Consider the following 23,991-nt stretch of genomic DNA (forward strand, 5'->3'; position numbering starts at 1 on the left):
TTGGTGTTCTCTACACAAGGAGGAAAGGTGCTGTCGGGAAATATGACATCAGCCATTCGGAATTTTATCTTTTAGTTGTGATACCCAATCCTCTGGATATGCTTATGATGAAGCCCTGTGATCCAGTCCACATCGTCGGTATACCAGCTCATGATCTCCAGCATTCTTGTCTCCCAGGCAATGGTATCCTGACGGCTTTCTTCGGTCTCCTCTGTTTCCATGGTTATGTCGATCTCATTGTAGCCGAAGATGTAATCTCCCGCATTCCAGATGGAGAAATTGCTGTCCGGGCCCTGTGTGATTTTTCCGTTTCTTGCTTCCGCCAGGCGATCGTGGCGCAGCTTGTACTCCTCCTGCATTCCCGGCTTTAATTTCGTCACAAATACCCGGTGGCGGATCTGCTCCTTATTTTCCCGTACGACACCGAAATCCTCATACATCAAGCGCATAGGCTCTCCCGGGGTGGATATCCAGGAAAAGGTGCCCTCCATCATTTCCTCCAGCTTGTGAAACGCTTCCCAGTCTTTCTCCGATACAGTCACGCCGTCCGGTGTCTCACAGTAGCCGAATACCTTGTCCTCAATGTTCCAAAGACTGAAATTCTGGATTCCGATTCGATCCAGGATTTCAACAAGAGGTTTCCATACCTCGCCTAATTTCCGCCTGTATGTATTGAAGCATCCAGGCTGAATCCGCATTGCAGCTGCATGTCTTTCCATAAAACAAACCTCCTATTCCAGTTCCGTAATATTCCTCACATCATTACATTCACTAATTTCGGCCTGCAGCCCATGTCCTTGAGCTTATTGAAGATCCGGTTTTTATGCTCTGTTCCAAAGGCTTCTACGGTTATCCGGAGCTCCACGCCTACATTTCGATTGGTGCTGACAAACTGGTTGTGATCCAGCTTGATTACATTTGCCTGCTCCTTCGCAATCAGATCGGCGATCCGCACCAACTCGCCCGGCTTGTCCGGCAGAAGTACGGACACGGTAAAGATCCGATCCCTCTGACGCAGTCCGAACTGCACCACGGAGGACATGGTGATAATATCCATGTTGCCGCCGCTTAAGATAGATACAATCTTCTTATTCTTCACATCCAGATGATTCAAGGCCGCCACGGTCAGCAGTCCCGAATTCTCTACCACCATTTTGTGATTCTCCACCACATCCAGGAAGGCCACAATCAATTCGTCATCCGGCACAGTAATAATATCATCCAGATTCTTCTGAACATAGGGGAAAATCTTCTCTCCCGGCGTCTTTACCGCCGTGCCGTCGGCAATGGTATTTACAGAAGGAAGAGTGGTCACTTTTCCATTCTTCAGAGAAACCTGCATACAGTTGGCCCCGGCAGGCTCTACGCCGATAACCTTGATATTGGGATTCAGCATTTTCGCCAGCGTGGAAACGCCTGTACAAAGTCCGCCCCCTCCGATGGGAACAAGAATGTAGTCTACCAGCGGAAGCTCTTTTACAATCTCCATGGCGATTGTGCCCTGCCCCGTAGCTACGGCCGGATCGTCAAAGGGATGGATAAAGGTATACCCCTCCTTTTCCGCCAGCTCATAAGCATGAGCGCAGGCTTCGTCGTACACATCTCCGTAGAGCACCACCTCTGCCCCATAGCTTTTCGTGCGTTCCACCTTCATAAGCGGTGTTGTGGTAGGCATAACAATCACAGCTTTTACCCCAAACGCCTTGGCCGCATAAGCCACACCCTGGGCGTGATTGCCGGCGGAGGCTGTGATCAGTCCCTTTTTCCGTTCCTCCTCATTCAGCGTGCTTATCTTGTAATAAGCGCCCCGAATCTTGTAAGCGCCTGTAAGCTGCATATTTTCCGGCTTCAGATAGACTTTATTACCCGTCTGATTGCTGAAATACGCACTGTACAGCAGCTTTGTCTCAATTGCCACCTGCTTTACTACCTCTGATGCTTCTTCAAACTTCTCCAATGTCAGCATGGTTCTGGTACTCCTTTTCTTTGATCTCTATAAATAACTTTGCAAAAAGCTGCCTTTTGAGCCCTAAATACTCCCTCCGCCCAGGCGCGCAATAATAGCATCCCTGTACTGTGTATGATTGGGCATATCTCCACCCAGTCCCCCCAGCTTTGGAAGCAGAAGCTTAAAATAAGTTCCGTTCTTCATCGCAATATTGCACTTCACAGAACCCATCCACCCCTTTTTTATCTCACACTTTTGAATATCCGTCAAATTATAGCATGTCCCAATATCATTCATCCCGCCATTTTCATCCGGACGCAGACTATATTCTGTACAAATACACTTATCAAATATACCTATAATATTCGTTTCCTTTGCAATAGCATGTATACCCGCCAATAACGTCTCCCCGTCAGGTATATATTTCTCCAACGCCATTCTCATGTTTGTTTCATTAAAAACATCCCCGTCAAAGCAGCAATTTTAGCCAAAGCAACAATCCGCTCCCCCTCCAGCACCCCTTCCCGGTAAGCCTCCAGCAAATAAACACCCCCCCAAACACACCACCCCATCCCCACACCCTCCCCAAAAACCAGGGGCTGCTGCAAAATAAGGCGGCAGACTTTTCCAATATCCAGTGTCCGGCTGTTCGCGTACAGGCCGTATGATATGTACGGACATTGGCCCAAAAATCAAATCCATCCCAAAACCCAAAAAGTCAATGTCCGAACAGAGCATACGGCCTGTATGCGAACCGTCCGAACACAGGATATGGAAACGGCTGCCGCCTTATTTTGCAGCAGCCCCGTCCGTCCCCTCACTCCCCTTGATGAAACAAAGCATTCACAAACTCATCCGCCTTAAACTTCTGCAGGTCATCAATACTCTCCCCAACCCCCACATACTTCACCGGAATCCCCATCTCCGACTGAATAGCCACCGCAATTCCTCCCTTAGCCGTGCCATCCAGCTTTGTCAAAATAATTCCCGTAACATCCGCCACACTCTTAAACTGCCTGGCCTGCTCCAGGGCATTCTGCCCCGTAGTTCCATCCAGCACCACAAGCGTCTCCCGATAAGCCTCGGGATACTCCCTGTCAATAATCCGGTTAATTTTACGCAGCTCCTCCATCAGATTTTTCTTGTTATGAAGCCGCCCAGCCGTATCACAGAGCAGCACATCCGCATTCCTGGCCTTCGCCGCACAAACCGCATCATACACCACAGAAGCCGGATCCGCCCCCTCGCAGCCGCTGATAATATCCACCCCGGCCCTGGAAGCCCACTCCGTCAGCTGCTCGCCTGCCGCCGCGCGAAAGGTATCCGCAGCCGCCAGAATCACCTTCTTCCCCTGATCCTTAAGCTTCCCGGCAAGCTTTCCTACAGAAGTCGTCTTGCCGACCCCGTTGACCCCGATCACCAGAACCACGGACTTCTCCGCCTCAAACCGGTAGGCCACCTCGCCCACCTCCATCTGCTCCCGGATACTGGCAATCAAAAGATCCTTGCACTGAGAGGGCTCCTTAAGCTTCTGCTCCTTCACCTTGGCCTTCAAATCCTGGATAATAGCATTGGTCGCATTGATGCCGATATCCCCAAGAATCAGCGTTTCTTCAATCTCCTCGTAAAATTCATCGTCAATCGCCGAAAAGCCGCTGAAGATATTGTCCATCCCGGCCACAATATTTGCCCGCGTCTTAGCAAGCCCTGATACCAATCTTCCGAAAAATCCTTTTTTCTCCTCTGCCACAGCCATGTCCCCCTAATCATAAAATATACTACGTCAAATCCTCTTCAATCAGGTTCACGGAAACAAGAGCCGACACACCTTTTTCCTGCATGGTAATGCCATACAGCCGATCTGCGGCCTCCATGGTTCCCTTCCTATGTGTAATAATAATAAACTGTGTATTTTTTGTCAACTTATGAAGATATTTTGAAAAACGTCCTACATTGGAATCATCCAGGGCCGCCTCAATCTCATCCAGCAGGCAGAAAGGCGACGGCTTCAGATTCTGAATGGCGAATAACAGCGAAATCGCCGTCAGCGCCTTCTCTCCGCCGGAAAGCTGCATCATGTTCTGCAGCTTCTTTCCCGGGGGCTGCGCAATGATACGGATGCCTGCCTCCAGAATATCCTCCTCTTCATTCAGCTCAAGAGTCCCCTTTCCGCCTCCGAACAGCTCCTTAAAGGCCTTGTCAAACTCCACCCGGATCCGCTCAAACTGCTCCTTAAACTGCCTGCGCATACCGGAATCCAGTTCCGCTATAATGCCAAGCAGCGTCTCCTCCGCCTTTACCAGATCATTTCTCTGATTGTTCATAAAGGTATAGCGCTCAGACAAATTCTTAAAATCCTCAATAGCATTGACATTCACATCCCCAAGCCTGCGGATCTCATCCTTCAAGGAGGAAATCTGCTTCTTCAAGTCACCCAGATCCTCATACTCCTCATTTCGAAGCGGAAGAGCTGAATTGTAAGTGAGCTCATACTCCTCCCACATATAGTTAGCCTGAGCCTCCGTGCTCTCCTCAAGACGCTCTCTCTGGCTGTTTAAGCGGAATGCCTCTTTATCAAGACGGCTCCTGTGCTCAGACAATTCCTCCCTCTTGGCAAAGAATTCCTTCTGGCCGCTAAGAAGAGCATCCCGTTTCTCCGTCAGGGAGACGGTTCTCTCCTCCAAAGTCTGGCTTCTCAAATTCAGCTGCTCAATCTGCCCGGTAAGGGCCAGGATGCCTTCCTCCTTGGCCTTAATGTCCTGGCTGCCCTGTACCACCCCGGCCTTAAGCTCCTCTTCCTCCATACGGAAACGCTCCAGCTCCCGGTCAATACGGGCCACATTTTCATTGACAAACTCCGCCTTCTGAGTAATGGCCGCAACCTCAAGGTGAATGCTCTCGCACTCCTTCACGCTGCTCTCTTCCTGCTCCCGGATCTCCTCTAACTCTTTCTGGGCCTTAATGGTATCTGTCTCGTGCTCCTTCTCCTGCTCCTCCGAAGCCTTAAGCTCCAGGCTGATGGCCTTCCGGCTCTCGCCGATATCCTTAAGCTGCTCCTCAAGCTGGCCAAGCTCCCCATTCAGTCCTTCGTAGCCCAAAGCCAGCTCCGCAAGCTTCTCTTTGGCCTGGTCTGCATTCAAAGAAACCGTATTTTGCAGCAGATACTGCTCCTGGAGACGGACGTTTAACTCCTCCGCCTCCTGCCGGAAGGCACGGCGGCGATCTTTAACCTCCTCAATCCGAAGCCTGGCGGCATTCATCTCCTCTTCCAGACGCTTCACATTTTCCTCCAGCTCCTCAAGCTCCCGGCGGCGTCCCAGAAGATTGCTGGAATTGCGGAAAGCGCCTCCTGTCATAGAGCCTCCCGGACTTAAGTATTCACCCTCCAAAGTCACGATATGTAAGGAATGATGATACTTCCGGGCAATGCGGATAGCAGCGTCAATCTCTTTTACCACCAGAACACGCCCAAGGAGATATTGAATCACGCCGGCGTACTTATCCTCCGCTTCTACCAGAGTGCTTGCAAGCCCAAGCGCCCCCTGCTCCAAAAGAGCCTCCTTCTTTGGAAAATTATCCCTTCCCCCTACACTGGTCAGAGGAAGAAATGTGGCGCGCCCCAGCTTATTCTTTTTCAAATAGGCGATAAGCTCCTTGGCTGTTGCCTCATTATCCGTGACAATATTTTGAATATTGCCCCCGAGAGCCGTCTCAATGGCCGTCTCATACTTCTGATCCACTTTAATAATATCCGCCACAACACCCAGAATCCCCGGGGTCTGCTCCTTGCGCTCCATCACCTTGCGGATGCTGCTGCCATAGCCGTCATACCGCTCCGCCAGATTCCTAAGAGACTCAAGTTTGGAGGATTCCCTGTGAAATGCGGTCTGCCCGATCTCCAGCTGCTCATTAAGCTTTCCCAAGGTACGGCGGCAGCTCTCTGCCTCCTCCTCCTTTTCCCTCTGAGCAGCCGTCAGCTCCAGAATCCCGGAGGAAATTCCCTCCAGCTTATTTTTGAACTCCTCATAAAGCTCCTTCTGCTCAGCCTCGCTGCTCCGTGCTTCCAAAAGCTTTTTATTCAGCTCTGCCCTGCGTATCTGAGCCTGCTCCTGCATGGCGTCATACCGCTGCAGCCTTCCCTTTGTAGAAGCACGCTCATTCAAAAGGCCGATAATAGCGTTTTTCCGCTGCTCCACCCGGCTGTTCAGCGCCTCCGCCTTCCGGCGGATGCCGTTTAACCGCTCTGAAGCCTCCCTGGAACGGCCGGAAATCTCCTTAAGCTGCGTATCGAGCTGCTTCTGCTCTTCCGTCAGCTTCTTCCTGGACTCCTTCTTTTCCAGCACATCCGTGCCAATGGCCGCCAGGCGCCCCTCCAGATGCTCGTCATTGGCCCTCACAGAATTGATCTGCTCCTTTAAGAGCTCAATCTGCCCTGTAAGCTGCTGACGGCTTATGCCTGCCTGGGAAAAGGACTCTTTCGTCTGCTCCAGATCCGTATTTAGCTGCTCAAGCTCCTCCTCAATCTTGGCATGCTCAAGCTTAATGCTTTCATAGGCCCGTGTGGTATCCTCAAGCTCCTTCTGGGCCGTCTCCGACTTCTTCTCTACTTCAGAAAGCTGCTCCTCCAGACGGGCCGTCTCTAAAAGAAACATATTCACATCGTAAATCTTTAATGTCTCTTTTTTCTTCAGATAAACCTTCGCCGTCTCCGACTGGCGCTCCAGAGGGCCCAGCTGCTTTTCAAGCTCCGAAAGAATATCGTTGATACGCAGAATATTCTGCTTTTCGTCCTCCAGCTTCTTCTGGGCTGTATTTTTCCGCCGCTTAAACTTTACAATCCCAGTCGCCTCATCAAAGAGCTCTCTGGACTCCTCCGGCTTGGAACTTAAGATCCGGTCAATCTGTCCCTGCCCGATAATAGAATACCCTTCTTTTCCGATACCCGTATCGTAAAACAACTCGTTGATATCCTTAAGCCGGCAGGCAGTCCCATTGATGAGATACTCACTCTCCCCGGATCGGTACAGACGCCGGGAAACCGTCACCTCCTCGTAATCAATGGCAAGCTGATGATCCCCGTTGTCCAGGGTAATGGCAACATAAGCATAGCTTAAGGGCCTGCGGCTCTCCGTTCCGGAGAAAATCACATCCTGCATACTTCCGCCGCGGAGCTGCTTTACCCTCTGCTCCCCCAGAACCCAGCGCACCGCATCCGCCACATTGCTCTTACCGCTGCCGTTCGGCCCAACAATGCCTGTAATTCCGTTATGAAAATCAAAAACAATCTTATTTGCAAAAGACTTAAAGCCCTGCACCTCAATACTCTTTAAATACATACTCTGCTCCGTTAGTCATTTAATCCTTCCTTGCCCGGTGGCGCTCAATCAGCGCCCGGTAAGCCGCCTCCTGCTCCGCCGCCTTCTTCGTCCGGCCGCTTCCCTCTCCAATCACCTGGCTGCCCAGGCAGGCATGAACCATAAACCGCTTATTGTGATCCGGGCCCTCCTCCCCTGTCAGCACATAATGAAGAAGCTCTGTGGTCTCCCCTTGAATCTCCTCTTGAAGGATAGTCTTGCTATCAAAAAAGAGTTTCTTGTGCTCAATGTCATTCAAAACAAAACGATGCACAAATTCTTTTGCACTAGCAAAACCACCATCCAGATAAACGGCTCCCAAAAGAGCCTCCAAAGCATCCGAGGTAATGGAATCCCTGTCCCGTCCTCCGGTCAGATCCTCCCCCTTCCCAAGAAGCAGAAAAGCGCCAAGCCCAAGCTCCCTGGCACAGAGCGCCAAGGTCTGTTCGCACACAATGCTGGCTCTTGTCCGGGTGGCCTCCCCCTCCGGCATCTTGGGATAATTTTTAAACAAAAATTCACTGGTAATCAGCTCCAGAACCGCATCCCCCAGAAACTCCAGCCTTTCATTATTCAAAAGCCTGTCCATATGCCGCTCATTGGCAAAGGAGCTGTGGCACATGGCCTGCTTTAGAAGCTTCGGTTCTTTAAAACGATACCCAATCCTCTCTTCTAACTGTTCGAATTTCATCCATACCTCCTTCACGCCTCACACATGAAATAAGCCGCCACAAAGAAACCACTGTCCTCTCTGACAGTCTTACACTTGTGGCAGCCCATCCTTCTATAAACCCAGTGTACCCATTCTGACTGCTGGCAAAGATGTCTGTTGCCAGACAGATGACACACTAGCTATTATCCATGCTAGGCAGTAACTTTCTTAATCTGCTCAACCGCATCACCTACGGAAACGATCTTCTCTGCCTCTTCTTGAGGAATCTCGATATCAAATTCCTCCTCAAGTCCCATGATAATCTGATACACATCCAAAGAGTCCGCACCCAGATCGTCCGCAAAAGTCGTGTCCATGGTAATCTCTTCTTCGTCCACGTTCAGAACATCTGCAATGATTCCTTTCAGTTTCTCAAATTCCATACGCCTTATCCTTCCTCTCTTATAATATTCTCTCTGATCTTATCATTAATCTGCTGCTCCTTAAAGGTTACACACTGGATAATGGAGTTTTTCACCTCCTGCGCCTTTGAGCTTCCGTGTGTTTTCACAACAAGACCATTCAAACCTAACAGCGGCGCGCCGCCGTACTCCGATGCATCAAAGGATTTCAAGGTCTCCTTCAACGCCGGCTTCACCAGAAGCGCGCCTATCTTACTGCGCAGACTGGTCATCATACCCTCTTTAATCTTCCCAAGGAGAACGGAACCCATTCCCTCGTAAAGCTTTAAAATCACATTTCCAACAAATGCCTCGCAGACAATCACGTCTGCGCCTCCTGCCGGAATATCCCGGGCTTCGATACTTCCGATAAAATTGATATCCCTGCATTCCTTCAAAAGAGGAAAGGTCTCTTTCACCAGGGCATTGCCCTTCTCCTCCTCGGCTCCGATGTTCACAATGGCAGCCCGGGGATTTTTCACGCCCACTACGTGCTCCATATAGATGGAACCCATCTTGGCGAACTGCACCAGATGAGAAGGACGGGCATCCACATTGGCTCCGCAGTCAATCAGGAGGGAAACACCGTTCCTTGTAGGAATCAACGGCGCCAGGGGAGGCCGCTCCACGCCCCGGATGCGTCCCACCAGCAGCTGTCCTCCTGCCAGAACCGCGCCGGAACTTCCGGCTGACACAAAGGCATCTGCCTTTCCTTCCTTTACCATCTTTAAAGCCACTACAATGGAGGAGTCCTTCTTCTTCCGAATAGCCGCCACCGGCGGCTCCGCCATCTCAATGACCTCTTGGGCATCCACAATCTCAATCTGATCTTCTTTATAGGAATAAGCCTTCAGCTTTTCTTTTACCAGTTCTTCTTTTCCTACGAGAAATACCTTGATATCCTCTCTTAGGCCCACGGCTTCCACTACGCCCTTGACAATCTCATCCGGCGCGTTGTCGCCGCCCATTGCGTCCACCGCAACCCGAATCATTTCCTGCATGTCAGTTTCCTCCTAATCCCATGTCCGGATGCTTCCAAAGCTGTTGTCAATCCAAGATACAGTCTCTCGTATTTTGCACCCTTCATGCCGATCCTCTATCATCATACTAAATATTGTTGGAGAAATCAACCTAATATTTTTACTGCTTCTTATTTCATTCCCTTTACTGCCCCAGAGAGCCGGCCACGGGCTTCCTGGGATTGTGAAAATCCTTTATTTTCTTTCTTTCACAGAAAAAGACTGCCGCTGAATCGCTCCTGCGGCAGCCTCATTTTCTTCTTTTTTTAAGCATCTCTGCTGTCATTCACAAAGGAAGCCCCTGTGCCTAACGGGCAGACTTTAAGCGGAATTTCTTTGTCTGCTCCTGCAGGAAGCGTACCTGCTCGAACAGTTCATTGCTGACTGCCGCAGACTCCTCACTGCTTGCGGAGTTTGTCTGTACAACGGAAGATATCTGGCCGATGCCGTCCGTCACCTGGGAAATGGAATCTGCCTCGCGCTCCACAGCCTTGGCAATATCGCCGATGGTGTCGCCGGACTGCATAACAAGCTCCAGCGTCTTGCTCAGTGTCTGGGATACCTCCCCTACAATGCGGCTTCCCCGTTCTACGGCCTGAACGGAATTCTCGATCAATTCCTTGGTGGCCTTCGCTGCCTGATCGGACTGGGTAGCCAGGCTTCTTACCTCGCTGGATACCACTGCAAAGCCCTTTCCTGCCGTTCCCGCTCTTGCAGCCTCTACCGCTGCATTCAATGCCAGAATATTCGTCTGGAAAGCAATGTTCTCAATGGTTGCGATGATCTTGCCAATCTCCTGGGAGGATACGGAAATATCATGCATAGCGGCTACCATCTCTTCCATCTGCTGGCTGCTCAAGGTTACCTGCTCGCCTGTAAGGCGCGCGTCCTCCTGGGCGTTCAAAGCCACCTTCACGTTCTGTGCCGCGCTCTTGGAGAGCTCATCCAGAGTTGCATAAAGCTCTTCCACTGCGCTTGCCTGCTCCGTAGCTCCCTGAGCCAGCGCCTGGGCTCCGCTTGAAAGCTGTGCCGCTCCTCCGGATACCTTCTGCTGTGCTCCGTTGATATTGGCAAGAGCCGAGGACATGGTTCTCGTAAAGCTGGTAAGAGACTCCTCGATGGAACGGAAATCCCCGATATAAGGCTCGGAAACCTGAACGTCAAAGTTTCCTGAGGATAACTGGCCCATCATCCGGTTGATATCATTCACATAGCCGCCGATCCGCTCCATGGAAAGCTCCAGGGTTTCGGCCAGCTCTCCCAGCTCATCCCTTGTATGATAATTAATCTCAAGCTCCAACTGTCCCTCCTGAAGGGGCTTGCTCTTCGTGGTAATCAGAATCAGCGGTTTTACAATCTTGCCTAACACATAGAGAACAAGACTGATCAGAGCAATCAGTGACAGCGCAAGTCCGACAATCGAGGTAATGTGCATCATCACAAGCGTCTGGGACATCTCCTCTTTCGTTTCGTCATTGAGGGCCGTTCCGCGCTCTACAACATTTTCCAAAAGGCCTACCAAGGTGTTGAGATTCGTCTGGATGGTCTCCTGGTAATAAGACTGCGCCTGCTGCGGATTGGTGCTAAGCATCTCAAGAACCTCTGTTGCCGATTCGTGCAGCTCTTTATGTAAAGGCTCAAGCTGTGACCGCAGGGAAAGAATCTGGGCATCGTCTGTGCCTGCTTCTCCGTAAAGCCACTGCCCCAGAACGCAGGTGGTGGGATCAATGCTTCCTGTAAATTCTGTTCCTGCATAGAGGGCGTTGCTCAAATTGCTGGACCATTTATAGTGGGCCACCTCTGCTTTCTGTGCTCTGTCAAGCAGAGCGTTTGCCTGAATGCTGGCTGTCTGTGTACGGTCAACACGCATAATGTTGATGGTCATCATCACACTGAACAGAAGGACGGCGGCAAGAGCAACCGCTACTCGGATTCCAACCATTTTTTTGATGCTTTTACGCATGACTATCTACCTTCCTTTTTTGTTATATAATAGAATTTCTAAAAAATAACACCCGAAATTGACAAAAGCATATCTTCCGGCTCCTGTCAACTGTCGGTACAGATATAGTGTACCATAGACCCATACCCTTTTTCAATACATTCTTCTTAATAATTGTGGGATTCTTTCAATTAATTTTCAAATAATCTGTAAATACTTTTTGTCATTCCCTGTAATATCCCCGCAGCATAGAAATCTCTCTTGCCCAGCCCTCGTCGTCGTTGGGCGTCTCCAGAATAAAGGGCAGTTCCCGAAGGGCCGGATGATTGATTATCCTTTTAAAAGCCTCAAGCCCGATGGCTCCCTCTCCGATGCGGGCATGGCGGTCTTTACGGCTCCCTCTGGGATTCATGCTGTCATTGAGATGAACGGCTTTCAGCCTTGACAGCCCCAGTGTCCGGTCAAATTCCTCCAATACGCCGTCCAGATTTTCAACAATATCATAGCCGGCGTCCCACACATGGCAGGTATCCAGGCACACGCCCATTTTATCCGAAAGCTCTACCCGATCCAGGATTCCTTGAAGCTCTTGAAAGCTTCGGCCCATTTCACTGCCCTTTCCCGCCATTGTCTCAAGAAGTACCGTTGTGGTCTGTTCCGGCTTTAAATAGGCATTGAGCATTTCGGCAATCAGGCGGATTCCTTCTTCCGTCCCCTGCCCTGCATGGCTGCCCGGGTGAAAGTTATAATAATTTCCGGGAGTATATTCCATACGCTCCAGATCATCGGCAAAGGTCTCCCAGGAAAAGCGCCGCACCTCCTGTTTGGCAGAACAGGCGTTTAAGGTATAGGGAGCGTGAGCCACAATCTGCCCGTACCCCTTTTCCTGCCAAAGCTCCAAAAAGCCCGCAACATCTCCCGGAACAATGGCCTTTGCACTGCCTCCTCTGGGATTCCTGGTAAAAAAGGCAAAGGTGCTGGCTCCAAGCTTCAACGCCTGCTTTCCCATGGCTTCATAACCTTTGGAGGAAGAAATATGGTTTCCAATCTTCATCATGACGTAAAAACTCCTTTTTCATAAGCGGCCAACTGTATCAAAGAGCCTGTTCCTTCAAGGTGACGGTTACCCAGCCGCTTTCATAATTCAATCCGACTTCCAGCCCTACAGGCGTATAGAAAAACACCGCCTGTTTCGGATCCTTTAAAATCTCCAGAAGCTCCTCTCCTGTGAGATTCTGCACATATTCCACCCCGTCGTTTTGAATCTTATCCTGGGACTGGAAGCGCATGGCCAGATCCAGGTCAAGATCCGTCATCTCCTCCGGCGCCGCTTCCTCTTTGGAATCAATCCAGAAGGTACATGCATCCAGACGGACCTCTACAACATCCTCCTTATAAAAATTGTGTTTAAATACGACGCTTATTTTCTCTTCGTCCATCATCGTAACATAACCGAAGGTTGATACGCCTCCTTCATAATCCTTATAGGAAGCCCGGTAGGATACTGCCTTCTGTCGGATCTTCTCATTGACAGCATCAAATTCTTCAAAACCTTCCCTGTCCAGAACGGGGTATGTGGTATAATAGGTGCAGTCGTCCGATTCGTCATCGGGATCCACCGATTCCACAACCCACTGGATACCGTAATCCAGATCTGTCCGGGTCCAGTCTACAATCTCTTCATAGTAGGGATCATTTTCATCCGGCTCATAGTAGCCGTAATCATACTCATCGTCATATCCGCCGTAATAATCGTCGTAGTATTCATCATAGCTGTCTCTTCCCGAACGATCTCTTCCATTGTTAACGCTGTTCCTTGCAGAATTCGCCAAAGAGACAATCAAGGCAGTCAGAAGTCCCACGATCAGAATGACCGTCAGACTTACGCCGATCACAATGGCAGCCGTATGGTTTTTCCGCTTTGCAGGCGCGGCATGTATGTAGACCGGGCCTGTTCCCGGACCGCCCGACACGCCGGAACCGTACTGCATGCCCGGATTCCCTTGCTGCATCTGCGTCTGATTGGGCGGATTCTGCGTATAATATCCGTCTGTCATCTGGGGAGGCCTTGGCATTCCGCGGCCGCAGCTCTGGCATACGCCGTTCTGCATCAATGCACCGCACCGGGGACAAAAATCAAAATCTCGTTTTTCACTCATGGCTCTCCTCCTGTTAGTTCATCTAGATTTTTTCCGTAAGCGTCCATAAAATATTCCAGAAACAGATCTGCCTCTGGGATCTCCATCTGCCGGATGTGTATCAAGGTCTGCTCCTTTGCCTTGACGAATTCCAGATTGCCCGTCTGCTCCTCCTCTACACACTTAATGTAGGCAGACAGCTTGTCGGCTGCCTTTACCAGCTTCCACAGGTAGGCATCCTCCTCCTGCTTTTCAAAAATCTCCCGGTAAGAATCCTGCATTTTTTCCGGAAGCATTCCCAAAAGAGTTTCGGAGGCCCGGCGTTCTATGGCTTTGTAGGTATTGCGGATCTCCTTGTTGTAATATTTTACCGGAGTGGGCATATCCCCTGTAATGATCTCCGTGGCATCGTGATACAGCCCCAGCACCGCAGCCTTTCCCGTATCCAGCTTCTTTCCAAGGCTGCTGTTGCCTATGACTGCAAGGGCATGGGCGATCATGGAGACCTCCAGACTGTGTTCGCTTAAATTTTCATTCCGTGAATTGCGCATCAAGGCCCAGCGGTCAATATATTTCATCCGGGACATCATGGCAAAAAAACTGTTCATGCCTTTTCCCCCGCCCTTCTCCATCTCCGCTTCGGCCGAATCCGGCAGATATTGCTGGTAAGACAGGTACTGTATTTTTTCACATACTTCTGATACTCTGCCCAGGGGAGATAGTATTCTTTTCCCCAGGATGAGATCTGCAGATAACCGTCCATCATGCCGGTTACCACCACAAAGTGGGCCTTTGTTTCCGTGGCATACAGATATTCTCCGTTCTCCTTCCGGTAAAAGGGAACCCTGCGCCTGCCCCAGAACATGGGGAAATTGGGGCCTATGGCCAGAATCACAGGGATATCCTGCCGCAGCATCTCCTCAATACGCGGAAGAATCTTTCCCGGCCGAAGACACCAGGCGGCTCTCAGATCAATGCGGTAATGCCGGAAATAGCGGTTCATGGCCATCGGCAGGAAAAAACCCGGGACTCCGAAGCCGGGAATCACAGAAAGATATCTCCGCCGCATCTTTATCAGATAGCGCTCATAACGGGGATAGGATAAAAAACCGTCCTCACGCAGCATCCCATAGAGCAGATCCGTCTCGCAGGAGGTCTGGTGAAGGCCCAGGTACAAAAGCACATCCGCCATCCCCACCACACCGCAGCCGTATTTGCGCATCATGCGGCTGGCAGACCAGGTCTGGCTTCCCCCAAAGGAGCAATCATTTTGTGTCTTTATCGAAAAATATGGATGCCTTAGGCAGTAACGCTTTGATTCCATACAATTTCTCCTCATAGCTTTTTTCATAAATGCCTGCTTTGTTAGTATACCACAAAAAAAGGCAGATGTCATCATACCCTGCCCTTTGAAATAAGAATTTTTATGTTTTCAATACATCCCCTATCTCTATCCTGTATTCGGAGGTTTTACGCAGAAAATGTCTGATATTACCAGACAAAAGTCCTCTAATATCAGACATTCCATGTACGAACAGCTGCGGGCCGGATCACTCACTCTGTCATTTCCGCTGCCTGGGCCTTTTCCACAACCTCCTGAAATCCGGCTGCCACAGCCCCGGAAGTAATGGTCGCTCCGCTGACCGCATCCAGGTGGGTGCTCACCTCGTCAATATAGGCATCGGAAAGCTCGGCAAAGATTGTCTCATTATACTGGGCAGCCGCCTTCTGCCCGATGGCCGGCGTCTCGGAATCTCCCTGGACGGTAAGACTCTCTATCCGCTCGTCCTCCACAGTCAGGGTCACAATCACCTCGCCGCCGTAGCCTTGATTCGAAGCCGTATACGTAACTTGGCCGCCTTTCCCGGACAGGGCCTTATAAATGGGATTGGATAACGCAGTAACAAGAACCATCAGAATGATAATCGCAATCAGAGAAAGAATTCCCCTCTTATTTGGTTCAGCCTGTATCGCCATACTATGCCTCCTTAGAAAAATATCTTTCGTCCTCTTCTAAATCAGCATACCCCGTTTTGATTCATTTTAATCCGAAATCAATGTTCCCATATAATAAAAACCTCTGCACTCATTCAGCCGCACTTTGCGGATGCTTCCCATAAGTGCTGCGTCACCGGGAAAATGTACCAGAAGATTATTGCTCATCCGTCCTGTCAAAAGAGAGGGATCGTGTTCGTTGACTTCCTCTATCAGCACCTCCTGGACCGTATCCGCAAAGCGGGCCGTCCGTGCTCTGGCATTTTCCTGCACCAGGGACAGAAGCCGGTCAAACCGGGACTTCACCTCTGCCTCCGGCACCTGGTTCTCCATGGCCGCTGCCGGGGTTCCGGTACGCTTGGAGTAGATAAAGGTATAGGCGTTGTCATACTGCACCCTTTGCACCACATCCAGAGTTTCCAGAAAATCCTCCTCTGTCTCCCCCGGAAATCCCACAATAATATCCGTCGTCAGGGAGATATCGGGAATCTCCCTGCGGATCCGCTCTGCCAGATCCAGATACTGCTCCTTGGTGTATCTGCGGTTCATGGCCTTTAAGATCCGGGTGCTTCCCGACTGGAGGGGCAGGTGGAGATGGCGGCAGATCTTCTCTGAAGCCTTCATTACCTGAATCAATTCCTCCGACAAATCCTTAGGATGGGAAGTCATAAACCGAATCCGCCGGATGCCTTCTATCTGCTCCACCCGGCGAAGAAGCTCTCCGAAGGAAATGGGAGTCTTCAGCGTTTTTCCGTAAGAGTTGACATTCTGCCCAAGAAGCATAACCTCGGAAACTCCATCCTGCGCCAGCATTTCTATCTCCTGCAGAATATCCTCCGGGCGGCGGCTCCGCTCCCGGCCCCTTACATAAGGAACAATACAGTAGCTGCAGAAATTGTTGCAGCCGAACATAATATTCACCCCGGATTTAAAGGGATACTTCCGCTCAAGGGGCAGATCCTCCACAATCTCATCCGTGCCCTCCCAGATATCAATTACCTGCCCCTGGCCCTCCAGCGTCCGGGCCAGAAGCTCTGCAAACTTGAAGATATTGTGGGTGCCGAAGATAAGATCCACGAACCGGTAGCTTTTTTTCAGCTTCTCCACCACCTTGGGCTCCTGCATCATGCAGCCGCAGAGAGCGATCCGCATATGAGGATTGGATTTTTTCTCGTGCTTTAAAAGGCCGAGATGTCCGTAGACCTTGAGGTTTGCATTTTCTCTTACCGTGCAGGTGTTGTAGATCACAAAGTCTGCATGCTCGTCAGGAGCCGGAAGGAAGCCTGCCTGCTCCAGGATTCCGGTAAGCTTTTCCGAATCGCGGGCATTCATCTGGCATCCGAAGGTGGTGACGCAAAACGTGAAGGGGCGTCCCCTCTGCTTTGTCTCTTTTTCCACCAGCTTCCGGCATTTCGCCATATAATAGTATTGCCTGGCCGGCTCCTCTATGGGCGGTTCTGTATAAATGTCTATTTTATCTAAATCAATTTCCTGATACATTTTTCTTGACTTTTTTCCCTTTCTATCATATAATTAATGCATAAAAAAGAAACGGGTTTTTTACCGTACAGCTTTATGGCTCAAGCGGGGTGCTCGTTTCTTTTTTTATATTTATGATATCATATAAATACAGCTTTCTGTTTTCAGAATGTCTTATCACCAACTCTGCATGAAATACATTATACCGCAAAACATCATTATTTTCATCAAAAACCGGTATTGCAAATCTGGAATCATATCGATACCAGCCATATTTTGCATTTTTGCTATGTTTTCTTTCCAAATTTTCCTGAAATCTTTTATTTTCCGCAATTTCTATTATCTCCGGAATTCCCTGTGCGGCATTTGCTTTTGCCTTTGCTAATGCTCCTTTTAATTTTGCAGTATACTTCGAGCCCGAATATTCATCAGGCAGGTCACTGCCAATATATATAATTTCTTTACTTTCGGCAATTTCTATAAATTCTCCAACATACCGTTTTAAATACTGCTCCACGTCATCCCAATCTATATTTCTTTTTCCCTTAAAACGAATATCATTTACAATAACAATCTGTTTCCCATTCACATCTTTTATAACACTTATATTTCTTTCCATAATCCCTCCCTATTCCCCCCTCTTGTATCGCTTCAGAATCTCCGAACCCATTCCCGGCATTTTTCCATATAATGGTATTGCCTGGCTGGTCCCTCTATAGGCGGTTCTGCATTTACCGCGGCTGCGGCCGTTTGCTTTCAACAAAGGTTTTTCCGCCGTCTTCCGTAACATAAATCTTTTTCCGGTATTGGTTACTGCTGTGATCGGTGTAAATTCCCGCAATGGTTCCGTGGTTTTCATCCTGAAAGGTGATTTCCGCCGCCCCATACATGGAACCGTCAAAGGGATCTGCATTCACCAGCTCCCAGGTCTTTTTCCCGTCTGTGCTTTTGATGAGAACATAAAAGCAATCTCCCATGATATAGTCTGTATTTATAAGCCGGTAGCAGACGTTTCTGTCCTCCAGAAGGAATTCTGCCGAAGCTTCCGGTTCAAATTCACCATCATAAGTCTGTATCCATTTTTCCATAGACTCCTGCCAGGCCTCTTCTTCTGTCAAAGCCTCCTGCCTGGCTTCCTCTTCCTCCAAAGCCCTCTGCCGGATCTCATATTCGGCAGCAGGCTCCTCCTTTGGCTTTTCCGGCTTTGGTTCATCAGGAAACAGCTTGTCAAATTCTGTCTCCATCAAATCCATTAATTCTTCCTTAAGTCCGGACGTTGTATTCAAAATCCAGGCACCGGAAAAATCTACCCAGAATGCTTTTCCTTTTATCCGCACTTCGAATTGTGAAAAAACATCCCTGAAAGAGGCCGCAACATCGGCCTGGTGATAATTCCAGAAATACCGCGGCTCCTTCCTGACATACTCTGCCCATTCTTTCATTTCGTCCGCACAGGCAGAAAGATCTTCCCATGAACTGCAGGAAAGGCTCAGATATACTGGTTCTTCCAGCCGGTAAGTCTGTGCTTCTTCTAATGTATATACTTCTTTGTTACGGTTTACAAAGTAAACCTCCCGCTTCTTCGTCCTCCAGAAAGTCAGCGCATCCCGTTTCATCATCTGCTCTATAAAATTATTCTCTAAAGGGCTTTTCTTATCCACCTGAAACCATACAGCTTCCGGTTCCTCACGCAGGCTGTATGCGCAGTAAATGTATTTATCCTCTTCGTCTTTTACAAACTCTGTGTTTTCTCCGAAATAAACCTTCATCTCCGCATCCAGCCGTTCCCCGCCCGGCAGAAAACCGGATAGAAAAAAGAAGCCGAGAAGAACCGCCGATGCCAGGCTGAGTACAACCAAAGTCCAAAACAATTTCTTTTCATTCATGCATTCTGCCTGCTTCCCCATTCATTTCAACCATATAAACTATTTTTTATGAATCTTCTGCTGAATTTCCTCCTCGGCTTCCTCTTTGAAGTCCTCTATCTGCTCCGGCGACATCCTGGGCAGAGCCTCCGTGGAAGAAACCCCGAAACTCCGCAGGAAATCCTCGGTGGTGCCGAATAAAAGAGGACGGCCCGGGGCGTCCAGACGGCCCACCTCCTCAATCAGTCCGTATTCTACCAGCTTATTTACTGCGTGATCGCATTTTACTCCCCGGATCTTCTCAATCTCCAGCCTGGTTACCGGCTGTTTGTAGGCCACGATGGAGAGCGTCTCCAAAAGTACCTCTGTGAGGGCGTATTTTTTCGGCTGTTTTGCAATGCGGATCAGATAATCGTAGTATTCTGTTTTGGTACAGAGCTGGCAGGCGTTTTCCAGCTCCAGAATACGGATTCCCCGATCCTCTTCTTCATAGCGTTGTTTCATTTCCTTTAGAAGATCCTGTATTTTTTCAGCCTCCACCTCCAGGGCTGCCGCCAATTGAGTGATTTCTACAGAATCCCCCATTGTAAACAGGATGGCCTCGATAGCTGCTGTCAGTCTCTGATTTTCCACAATATACTACTCCTCGTTTTCCCTTTTTCAAAATTCAGCCCAAAGAAGATGCCGACACCTGTATCCCGGCTTCTTCCCCGAAAACCGGTTCCTTTGCCTCAATCAGAATCTCGCCAAAGGTCTCTTCCTGCTGGACGGCGACCTTTCCTGTCTTCATCAGCTCCAATACGGCCAGAAAGGTTACAATCACGTGAATCTTGCTCTTCTTTGCTTCCTGTTCTAAAAGATTCCGGAAGCTGAAGCGCCTGTGCTTTTGGATATAAACTTCCACAAAAGACATCTTCTCCTCCAGGCTGACCTCTTCTTTCTCGATATCCCCAAACTTGCTGCGCACTGGGTCAATCTTGTCCTCCTGCCTGCGCAGGATGGACTTAAAAATCTCGTTGAGCCTCTGAAGGGTCAGATCGCCCACCAGCTTCTCTAGATCCACTGGCTCTATATAGGAGGCCACCTCATCGGGAATGGAAGCTTCCTTATAAAGAACCTTGGCCGCCAGGCTTTGGCGGTCTTTCAGCTCCAGGGCCATGTATTTGTACATCTTGTACTCTAAGAGACGCTCCACCAGCTCGGCTCTGGGGTCGATTTCCTCCCCTTCCTCATCCACCTCTGCCGGAAGGAGAAGCTTGGCCTTGATCTCAAGAAGCGTAGCGGCCATAACCAGGAATTCACTCATGGTATTCAGATCCCTTGTCTCCATGGCGCGGATGTATTCCATATACTGCTCGGTGATCATAACGATGGGAATGTCATAAATATCAATTTTATTGCTCTCTATCAGATGCAGAAGAAGATCCAGAGGACCTTCAAATATCGGTAATTTTACGGGGATGCCCATAATGATATCTCCTATTCCAGTTCCGTAATATCCCTCAAAGAACACGGATATGAAATCAATCTCCAGCCGCAAAACGCATATGCCTCTTATCCAGCACTTACGCTTCTTTTGGATGCAGATGAATCACTGACAGCTCCGCCGGATTGAAAATCCGGATGTTGACAGTATGAGTGCCAAGTCCGCGGCTGACGACCAAATCCTTTCCGTCCTTCTCAAAATGACCCGCATCATATTTGGGAAATAATCTGGCCTGGGGCGAAATCAATCCGCCAATCCCAGGAATCCGGATAATTCCCCCGTGAAGATGCCCTGAGACGGTCAGATCCGCTCCCCAGCCGGCATAGCTGTCAAAATACACCGGATTGTGAGCCAGAAGAATATTGTAGCATTCCTCCTCCGGCTTTCCAAATACTTTTGTCAGCTCCTCCGGACAAAAGGGGATATGATTCCTCTTCTCATAATATTTCCAATCCAGCTCAAAGCCGTATATCCGCATTTTAAGCCCCTTTTTCTCAAAGGGTATGCTTTTGTTTTCCAAAAGAATCACGCCACAGTCCCGAAGTCCTTTTGTGTACTCCTGGTACATGGTTCCGTAAATTTCCGGACGAAGCCTCATACGGTACTCATGGTTGCCGTTTCCGTAAAAAACAGGCAGCTTCTTCTCCCTAAGCCGCCGAAACAGCTCCAACGCCGGAGCGAAAGACTCCTCGCTGCGGGCTATCAGCATGTCGCCGGCTACGAGAACCGCGTCTGGTTTTTGTGCCTCCACAGCCCTCAAAAGCAATTCGTTCCCAGGGCCATAGACATGATTATGCATATCAGACATAAGAAGAAAGGTCAGATCCCCACTGCCCCTCAAAAGCTTTTCCGTATTCAAATGATAATGAAATTGTTTAAATTCAGACATGGGGATAGAATATCATAAAACTTTAGAAAAAGCAATTTCTTTGTTACCCCCGATCCGCCCAATAACAATTCAGACAGTCAGAGGCAGAGCGGCCAGACCGGGTTTTCCATATCTGTGTTCGGACGGTTCACGTACATGTGTCTGCTCTTGTCAGACTTTTCGTCCGCCAATATCAGACGCATGTGCGTGAACAGCCGGACACCTGATATTGGAAAATCCGGTCTGGCCGCTCTGCCTCTGACTGTCTGAATTGTTAAAACACCCCTGCATTTCCATGGAGCGCAAGCCTTAGAATGCCGCACAGAAAAAGATGCAGCGGATAATAGAGATAAAAGAACCACTTCATCCCCTTCCACTTCCCTCTCTGGCCGTTGTAGCATTTTAGAATAGGAATTGTAAGGGCAGTAAACATCTCAAAGGCCGCATGATCTATGGTCATGGCAGACATGGCAATGATTTTCAGCTGGTTTCCATTTAACCCCTTTTTCACCCGAATTTTCTCTCCTTTACTGGGAAGCCCCGCACATACCGCATACTCCTGTCTGAAGCGAAACAGACGCAGCGCCGCAGGCTGCACAGGCCGAACCTGAAAAGAAGCCGTCTTTTGTCTCCTGGTTTAAGATTCCATAACAGCCAAGCGGCCTTTTTGTCTCCCCATCCCATTCATAGCGCCCCGGCCACCAGCTTAAAAATTCCTCCGGCAAATCGGTAAGTGATTTTTCCGGCAGATATAAGATAAATTCCGTTCCGGAATCCAGCCCCAAGGGCTTCGCCCCAACATACAAAATCTCATCCTTGATTTCTTCAAATCCTTCCTCCGGCTGAAAGGCCAGCTCTTCTAATGTCATGGAAACGGTATCTTCGTCTATCCTCTCGAAGCTTCCAAACTTCCCCTGAAACTCACAATAATAATGCTTTCCATGGGGATATCCCTCCCCGCTGTCTCCCATATCGGAATCATTATAGCCTCCCGTAAAGGCTCCGTCCCCCTCCAGGGTCAGAAAGGTTCCCCAGGCTCCCGCTCCGCTGGAAAAAACAAAATCACAGGGAAAAACGCCGGGAAGCGCTTCTTCCTCTTCTTCGCTCAATTCCTCTGCCTGTCCCAATAATTTCTCCACAGCTTCTTTATCTTTTGCATAAAACCAAAAATACTCATCCTCTACAAACACCTGGATTCTTCCGTCTCCAAAATCATAAGTGTAAGGATTCCCCACGCACCCAAAATTGGACTGGCCGTTTTCAGCAGGAGTTTCACCTGCCTCGGCACTGGACTGGATCTTTCCCTCCACACATCCTGCATCCCCCATAGGGCCAGTCTCTTCCGTTCCATAATACAAAATATCATTAACCATTAAGATCCGATCTTCCGGCTCCGCTTTCCCGGCTTTTGAGGAACAGCCGGCCGCTGCCAGAAGCAAAGCCAAAGCTCCTGCCATCCCTGTTCGATACCATTTTTTCATATCCATCCTCCCGTTTTCTTACATCACTCTCCTGTAAAGGCTTCATACTGCTTCTTCGGCCCACCGCACACTGGACAGCGCTCCGGGGCCTTGTCGCCGGTCATCACATAGCCGCAGACAGGGCAGACATAAATCACATCCCTTGAAAATCCATCCATACCCGCCGCTTCCTTTAACAGCATGGTATGCTCCTTTTCCGCTGCGGCAGCGCCCGCATACGCCTGCTCCGCAAGCGGGAATTCGTGCTCCTTTGCGTAATCCATAAGCATCCGGTAAAAATATTTCTGCTCAAACGCTTCCCCCGGAAGAAAGGTTTCCACTGTCTCCAAAAAAGGCGCCGGGCGGTCCAGTACGGAATAAAAACTCCGTGCATGATAATATTCAGAGGCCGCAAGGGCGCGAAAGAGATTGGCAATCCTCTTCATTCCTCTGCGCTCTGCCCGATCCGCAAACATCATATATTTGAAATGGGCCATCAGCTCCCCCTCTACGCTCTCTTTCAGCTTCTGCTTCAAAATTCCGTCCTCACGCTCACGGCGATAGCAGTCCTCGGAAAGGTTCGCAGTATAATGGCACAATGCCCCATCCTTCACATAGAAATGAACCACATGGTGCTCCACATCACTGGCCCGGATATCCTCTGACACATCCTCAATCATAGCTCCGCCTCCGCCGGTGCAGATCAGAGGAATCCCGTCCACACAGTCCTCAAATCCGGAATGAACATGGCCGCAGAGAAGGTATTTTACCTTTTCCTTCCATGGCTCATAGGCCCTTTGAAGGCGTGCAAACTCCTCCTCAGTCACGCAGTTTCGAATAAAATGATTGGGCACCGGGATGTGAAACGCAATGACTGCCTGCTCCACTTCCTCCATAGCCAGCACCCTGGACAAAAGTTCAATGCCTTCCTCTTCAAAGCTGCGCTGCGCATTGTCCAGCACAACCACTGCAAATTCCTCCATAAGAAGCGCATAATTCTTTTCCCCAAAGTAGTCTGTGTAAGCTCCCGTATCGTGATTTCCGCGAAGGGCGTAGACTTCATTTCCTGCCAGAACCTCTGTAAGCTCCTGTATAGTCTGATAATGATGCCGGGTCCCCGCCGGCACCAGATCTCCCACAACAAGCGTGATGCCGTCCCTGCCGGTCTCCTCCAAAGCGCCTGCATATACCTTCATATTGTAGGTTCCAAGGCCCTCGCAGCCCGGATCTCCAATCACTCCCATAGAATGCACATCCGCAAGGCGGATGATGGGATCCGATACCTTCTGAATCTTATTTTTGTCCATTCCTGTTATCCTTTCAC

24 protein-coding genes are annotated in these 23,991 nt (G+C 49.6%); all 24 read right to left on the reverse strand.

Annotated features, from left to right (window positions below):
* Positions 1-71 precede the first annotated feature (71 nt).
* On the reverse strand, positions 72-719 hold the full coding sequence (locus tag VV089_RS07685; RefSeq protein WP_334335487.1) for an L-rhamnose mutarotase: 648 nt from the start codon (positions 717-719) through the stop codon (positions 72-74).
* A gap of 35 nt (positions 720-754) precedes the next feature.
* Positions 755-1,966: a threonine ammonia-lyase gene (gene ilvA, locus VV089_RS07690; protein WP_172544229.1), complete on the reverse strand. Its 1,212-nt coding sequence runs from the start codon at positions 1,964-1,966 to the stop codon at positions 755-757.
* Positions 1,967-2,029: 63 nt separating this feature from the next.
* On the reverse strand, positions 2,030-2,347 hold the full coding sequence (locus tag VV089_RS07695) for a hypothetical protein (RefSeq protein ID WP_334335488.1): 318 nt from the start codon (positions 2,345-2,347) through the stop codon (positions 2,030-2,032).
* Between the two features lie 41 nt (positions 2,348-2,388).
* The gene (locus VV089_RS07700; RefSeq protein ID WP_334335489.1) at positions 2,389-2,520 is read right to left on the reverse strand and encodes a hypothetical protein; all 132 of its coding nucleotides are present in this window, start codon (positions 2,518-2,520) and stop codon (positions 2,389-2,391) included.
* Positions 2,521-2,765: 245 nt separating this feature from the next.
* The gene (ftsY, locus tag VV089_RS07705) at positions 2,766-3,698 is read right to left on the reverse strand and encodes a signal recognition particle-docking protein FtsY (RefSeq protein ID WP_172544227.1); all 933 of its coding nucleotides are present in this window, start codon (positions 3,696-3,698) and stop codon (positions 2,766-2,768) included.
* Positions 3,699-3,726: 28 nt separating this feature from the next.
* Complete coding sequence (smc, locus tag VV089_RS07710; RefSeq protein WP_334335490.1) at positions 3,727-7,284, reverse strand: chromosome segregation protein SMC; 3,558 nt, start codon at positions 7,282-7,284, stop codon at positions 3,727-3,729.
* Between the two features lie 19 nt (positions 7,285-7,303).
* Complete coding sequence (gene rnc, locus VV089_RS07715) at positions 7,304-7,993, reverse strand: ribonuclease III (protein ID WP_172544225.1); 690 nt, start codon at positions 7,991-7,993, stop codon at positions 7,304-7,306.
* A gap of 173 nt (positions 7,994-8,166) precedes the next feature.
* Entirely contained in the window at positions 8,167-8,397 is a 231-nt protein-coding gene (gene acpP, locus VV089_RS07720) for an acyl carrier protein (RefSeq protein WP_172544224.1), read from the reverse strand.
* Positions 8,398-8,402: 5 nt separating this feature from the next.
* Positions 8,403-9,416, reverse strand: coding sequence for a phosphate acyltransferase PlsX (plsX, locus tag VV089_RS07725; RefSeq protein ID WP_334335491.1), 1,014 nt, complete (start codon positions 9,414-9,416; stop codon positions 8,403-8,405).
* Positions 9,417-9,741: 325 nt separating this feature from the next.
* The gene (locus VV089_RS07730; protein ID WP_334335492.1) at positions 9,742-11,397 is read right to left on the reverse strand and encodes a methyl-accepting chemotaxis protein; all 1,656 of its coding nucleotides are present in this window, start codon (positions 11,395-11,397) and stop codon (positions 9,742-9,744) included.
* A 202-nt stretch (positions 11,398-11,599) separates the two neighbouring features.
* Positions 11,600-12,433, reverse strand: coding sequence for a deoxyribonuclease IV (locus VV089_RS07735; protein WP_172544221.1), 834 nt, complete (start codon positions 12,431-12,433; stop codon positions 11,600-11,602).
* 37 nt (positions 12,434-12,470) lie between these two features.
* Positions 12,471-13,535 (reverse strand): zinc ribbon domain-containing protein, encoded by a 1,065-nt coding sequence (locus VV089_RS07740; RefSeq protein WP_172544220.1) that lies wholly within the window; start codon positions 13,533-13,535, stop codon positions 12,471-12,473.
* Complete coding sequence (yfbR, locus tag VV089_RS07745) at positions 13,532-14,122, reverse strand: 5'-deoxynucleotidase (protein ID WP_172544219.1); 591 nt, start codon at positions 14,120-14,122, stop codon at positions 13,532-13,534. Before yfbR ends, VV089_RS07740 begins: the two co-directional genes overlap by 4 nt.
* Entirely contained in the window at positions 14,119-14,838 is a 720-nt protein-coding gene (locus VV089_RS07750) for a hypothetical protein (protein ID WP_334335493.1), read from the reverse strand. The genes yfbR and VV089_RS07750 overlap by 4 nt, the downstream gene beginning before the upstream one ends.
* Positions 14,839-15,068: 230 nt before the next feature.
* Positions 15,069-15,491, reverse strand: a complete 423-nt coding sequence (locus tag VV089_RS07755) for an FMN-binding protein (protein WP_334335494.1) — start codon at positions 15,489-15,491, stop codon at positions 15,069-15,071.
* 66 nt (positions 15,492-15,557) lie between these two features.
* Positions 15,558-17,009 carry a tRNA (N6-isopentenyl adenosine(37)-C2)-methylthiotransferase MiaB gene (miaB, locus tag VV089_RS07760; protein WP_334335495.1) on the reverse strand — a complete coding sequence of 484 codons (1,452 nt, stop codon included), beginning with the start codon at positions 17,007-17,009 and terminating at the stop codon, positions 15,558-15,560.
* Positions 17,010-17,082: 73 nt separating this feature from the next.
* Complete coding sequence (locus VV089_RS07765; RefSeq protein WP_334335496.1) at positions 17,083-17,607, reverse strand: hypothetical protein; 525 nt, start codon at positions 17,605-17,607, stop codon at positions 17,083-17,085.
* A gap of 112 nt (positions 17,608-17,719) precedes the next feature.
* On the reverse strand, positions 17,720-18,874 hold the full coding sequence (locus tag VV089_RS07770; protein WP_334335497.1) for a WD40/YVTN/BNR-like repeat-containing protein: 1,155 nt from the start codon (positions 18,872-18,874) through the stop codon (positions 17,720-17,722).
* A gap of 39 nt (positions 18,875-18,913) precedes the next feature.
* Positions 18,914-19,486, reverse strand: a complete 573-nt coding sequence (gene scpB, locus VV089_RS07775) for an SMC-Scp complex subunit ScpB (protein WP_334335498.1) — start codon at positions 19,484-19,486, stop codon at positions 18,914-18,916.
* 34 nt (positions 19,487-19,520) lie between these two features.
* Complete coding sequence (locus VV089_RS07780; protein ID WP_172544231.1) at positions 19,521-20,321, reverse strand: segregation and condensation protein A; 801 nt, start codon at positions 20,319-20,321, stop codon at positions 19,521-19,523.
* 97 nt (positions 20,322-20,418) lie between these two features.
* A complete protein-coding gene (locus VV089_RS07785) occupies positions 20,419-21,228 on the reverse strand; it encodes a metallophosphoesterase (RefSeq protein ID WP_172544214.1) in 810 nt (269 codons plus the stop codon).
* 253 nt (positions 21,229-21,481) lie between these two features.
* Positions 21,482-21,718 carry a hypothetical protein gene (locus VV089_RS07790; protein WP_334335499.1) on the reverse strand — a complete coding sequence of 79 codons (237 nt, stop codon included), beginning with the start codon at positions 21,716-21,718 and terminating at the stop codon, positions 21,482-21,484.
* 16 nt (positions 21,719-21,734) lie between these two features.
* Positions 21,735-22,688: a hypothetical protein gene (locus tag VV089_RS07795; protein ID WP_334335500.1), complete on the reverse strand. Its 954-nt coding sequence runs from the start codon at positions 22,686-22,688 to the stop codon at positions 21,735-21,737.
* Positions 22,689-22,711: 23 nt separating this feature from the next.
* On the reverse strand, positions 22,712-23,974 hold the full coding sequence (locus VV089_RS07800) for a rubredoxin-like domain-containing protein (RefSeq protein ID WP_334335501.1): 1,263 nt from the start codon (positions 23,972-23,974) through the stop codon (positions 22,712-22,714).
* Between the last annotated feature and the right edge of the window lie 17 nt (positions 23,975-23,991).

The organism is Candidatus Merdisoma sp. JLR.KK011 (assembly GCF_036941125.1).
GTDB lineage: Bacteria > Bacillota > Clostridia > Lachnospirales > Lachnospiraceae > Laedolimicola.

Excerpts from the sequence above, each read along its gene's own strand:
- VV089_RS07770 (WP_334335497.1), bottom strand. The coding sequence starts at position 18,874 with ATGAATGAAAAGAAATTGTTTTGGACTTTGGTTGTACTCAGCCTGGCA.
- VV089_RS07740 (WP_172544220.1), bottom strand. The coding sequence starts at position 13,535 with ATGAGTGAAAAACGAGATTTTGATTTTTGTCCCCGGTGCGGTGCATTG.
- ilvA (WP_172544229.1), bottom strand. The coding sequence starts at position 1,966 with ATGCTGACATTGGAGAAGTTTGAAGAAGCATCAGAGGTAGTAAAGCAG.
- VV089_RS07730 (WP_334335492.1), bottom strand. The coding sequence starts at position 11,397 with ATGCGTAAAAGCATCAAAAAAATGGTTGGAATCCGAGTAGCGGTTGCT.
- VV089_RS07800 (WP_334335501.1), bottom strand. The coding sequence starts at position 23,974 with ATGGACAAAAATAAGATTCAGAAGGTATCGGATCCCATCATCCGCCTT.
- smc (WP_334335490.1), bottom strand. The coding sequence starts at position 7,284 with ATGTATTTAAAGAGTATTGAGGTGCAGGGCTTTAAGTCTTTTGCAAAT.
- VV089_RS07755 (WP_334335494.1), bottom strand. The coding sequence starts at position 15,491 with ATGGCGATACAGGCTGAACCAAATAAGAGGGGAATTCTTTCTCTGATT.
- acpP (WP_172544224.1), bottom strand. The coding sequence starts at position 8,397 with ATGGAATTTGAGAAACTGAAAGGAATCATTGCAGATGTTCTGAACGTG.
- VV089_RS07785 (WP_172544214.1), bottom strand. The coding sequence starts at position 21,228 with ATGTCTGAATTTAAACAATTTCATTATCATTTGAATACGGAAAAGCTT.
- VV089_RS07765 (WP_334335496.1), bottom strand. The coding sequence starts at position 17,607 with ATGGAAAGAAATATAAGTGTTATAAAAGATGTGAATGGGAAACAGATT.
- VV089_RS07735 (WP_172544221.1), bottom strand. The coding sequence starts at position 12,433 with ATGATGAAGATTGGAAACCATATTTCTTCCTCCAAAGGTTATGAAGCC.
- plsX (WP_334335491.1), bottom strand. The coding sequence starts at position 9,416 with ATGCAGGAAATGATTCGGGTTGCGGTGGACGCAATGGGCGGCGACAAC.
- rnc (WP_172544225.1), bottom strand. The coding sequence starts at position 7,993 with ATGAAATTCGAACAGTTAGAAGAGAGGATTGGGTATCGTTTTAAAGAA.
- VV089_RS07780 (WP_172544231.1), bottom strand. The coding sequence starts at position 20,321 with ATGGGCATCCCCGTAAAATTACCGATATTTGAAGGTCCTCTGGATCTT.
- VV089_RS07750 (WP_334335493.1), bottom strand. The coding sequence starts at position 14,838 with ATGGAATCAAAGCGTTACTGCCTAAGGCATCCATATTTTTCGATAAAG.
- VV089_RS07795 (WP_334335500.1), bottom strand. The coding sequence starts at position 22,688 with ATGAAAAAATGGTATCGAACAGGGATGGCAGGAGCTTTGGCTTTGCTT.
- VV089_RS07700 (WP_334335489.1), bottom strand. The coding sequence starts at position 2,520 with ATGGGGTGGTGTGTTTGGGGGGGTGTTTATTTGCTGGAGGCTTACCGG.
- yfbR (WP_172544219.1), bottom strand. The coding sequence starts at position 14,122 with ATGAACAGTTTTTTTGCCATGATGTCCCGGATGAAATATATTGACCGC.
- miaB (WP_334335495.1), bottom strand. The coding sequence starts at position 17,009 with ATGTATCAGGAAATTGATTTAGATAAAATAGACATTTATACAGAACCG.
- VV089_RS07685 (WP_334335487.1), bottom strand. The coding sequence starts at position 719 with ATGGAAAGACATGCAGCTGCAATGCGGATTCAGCCTGGATGCTTCAAT.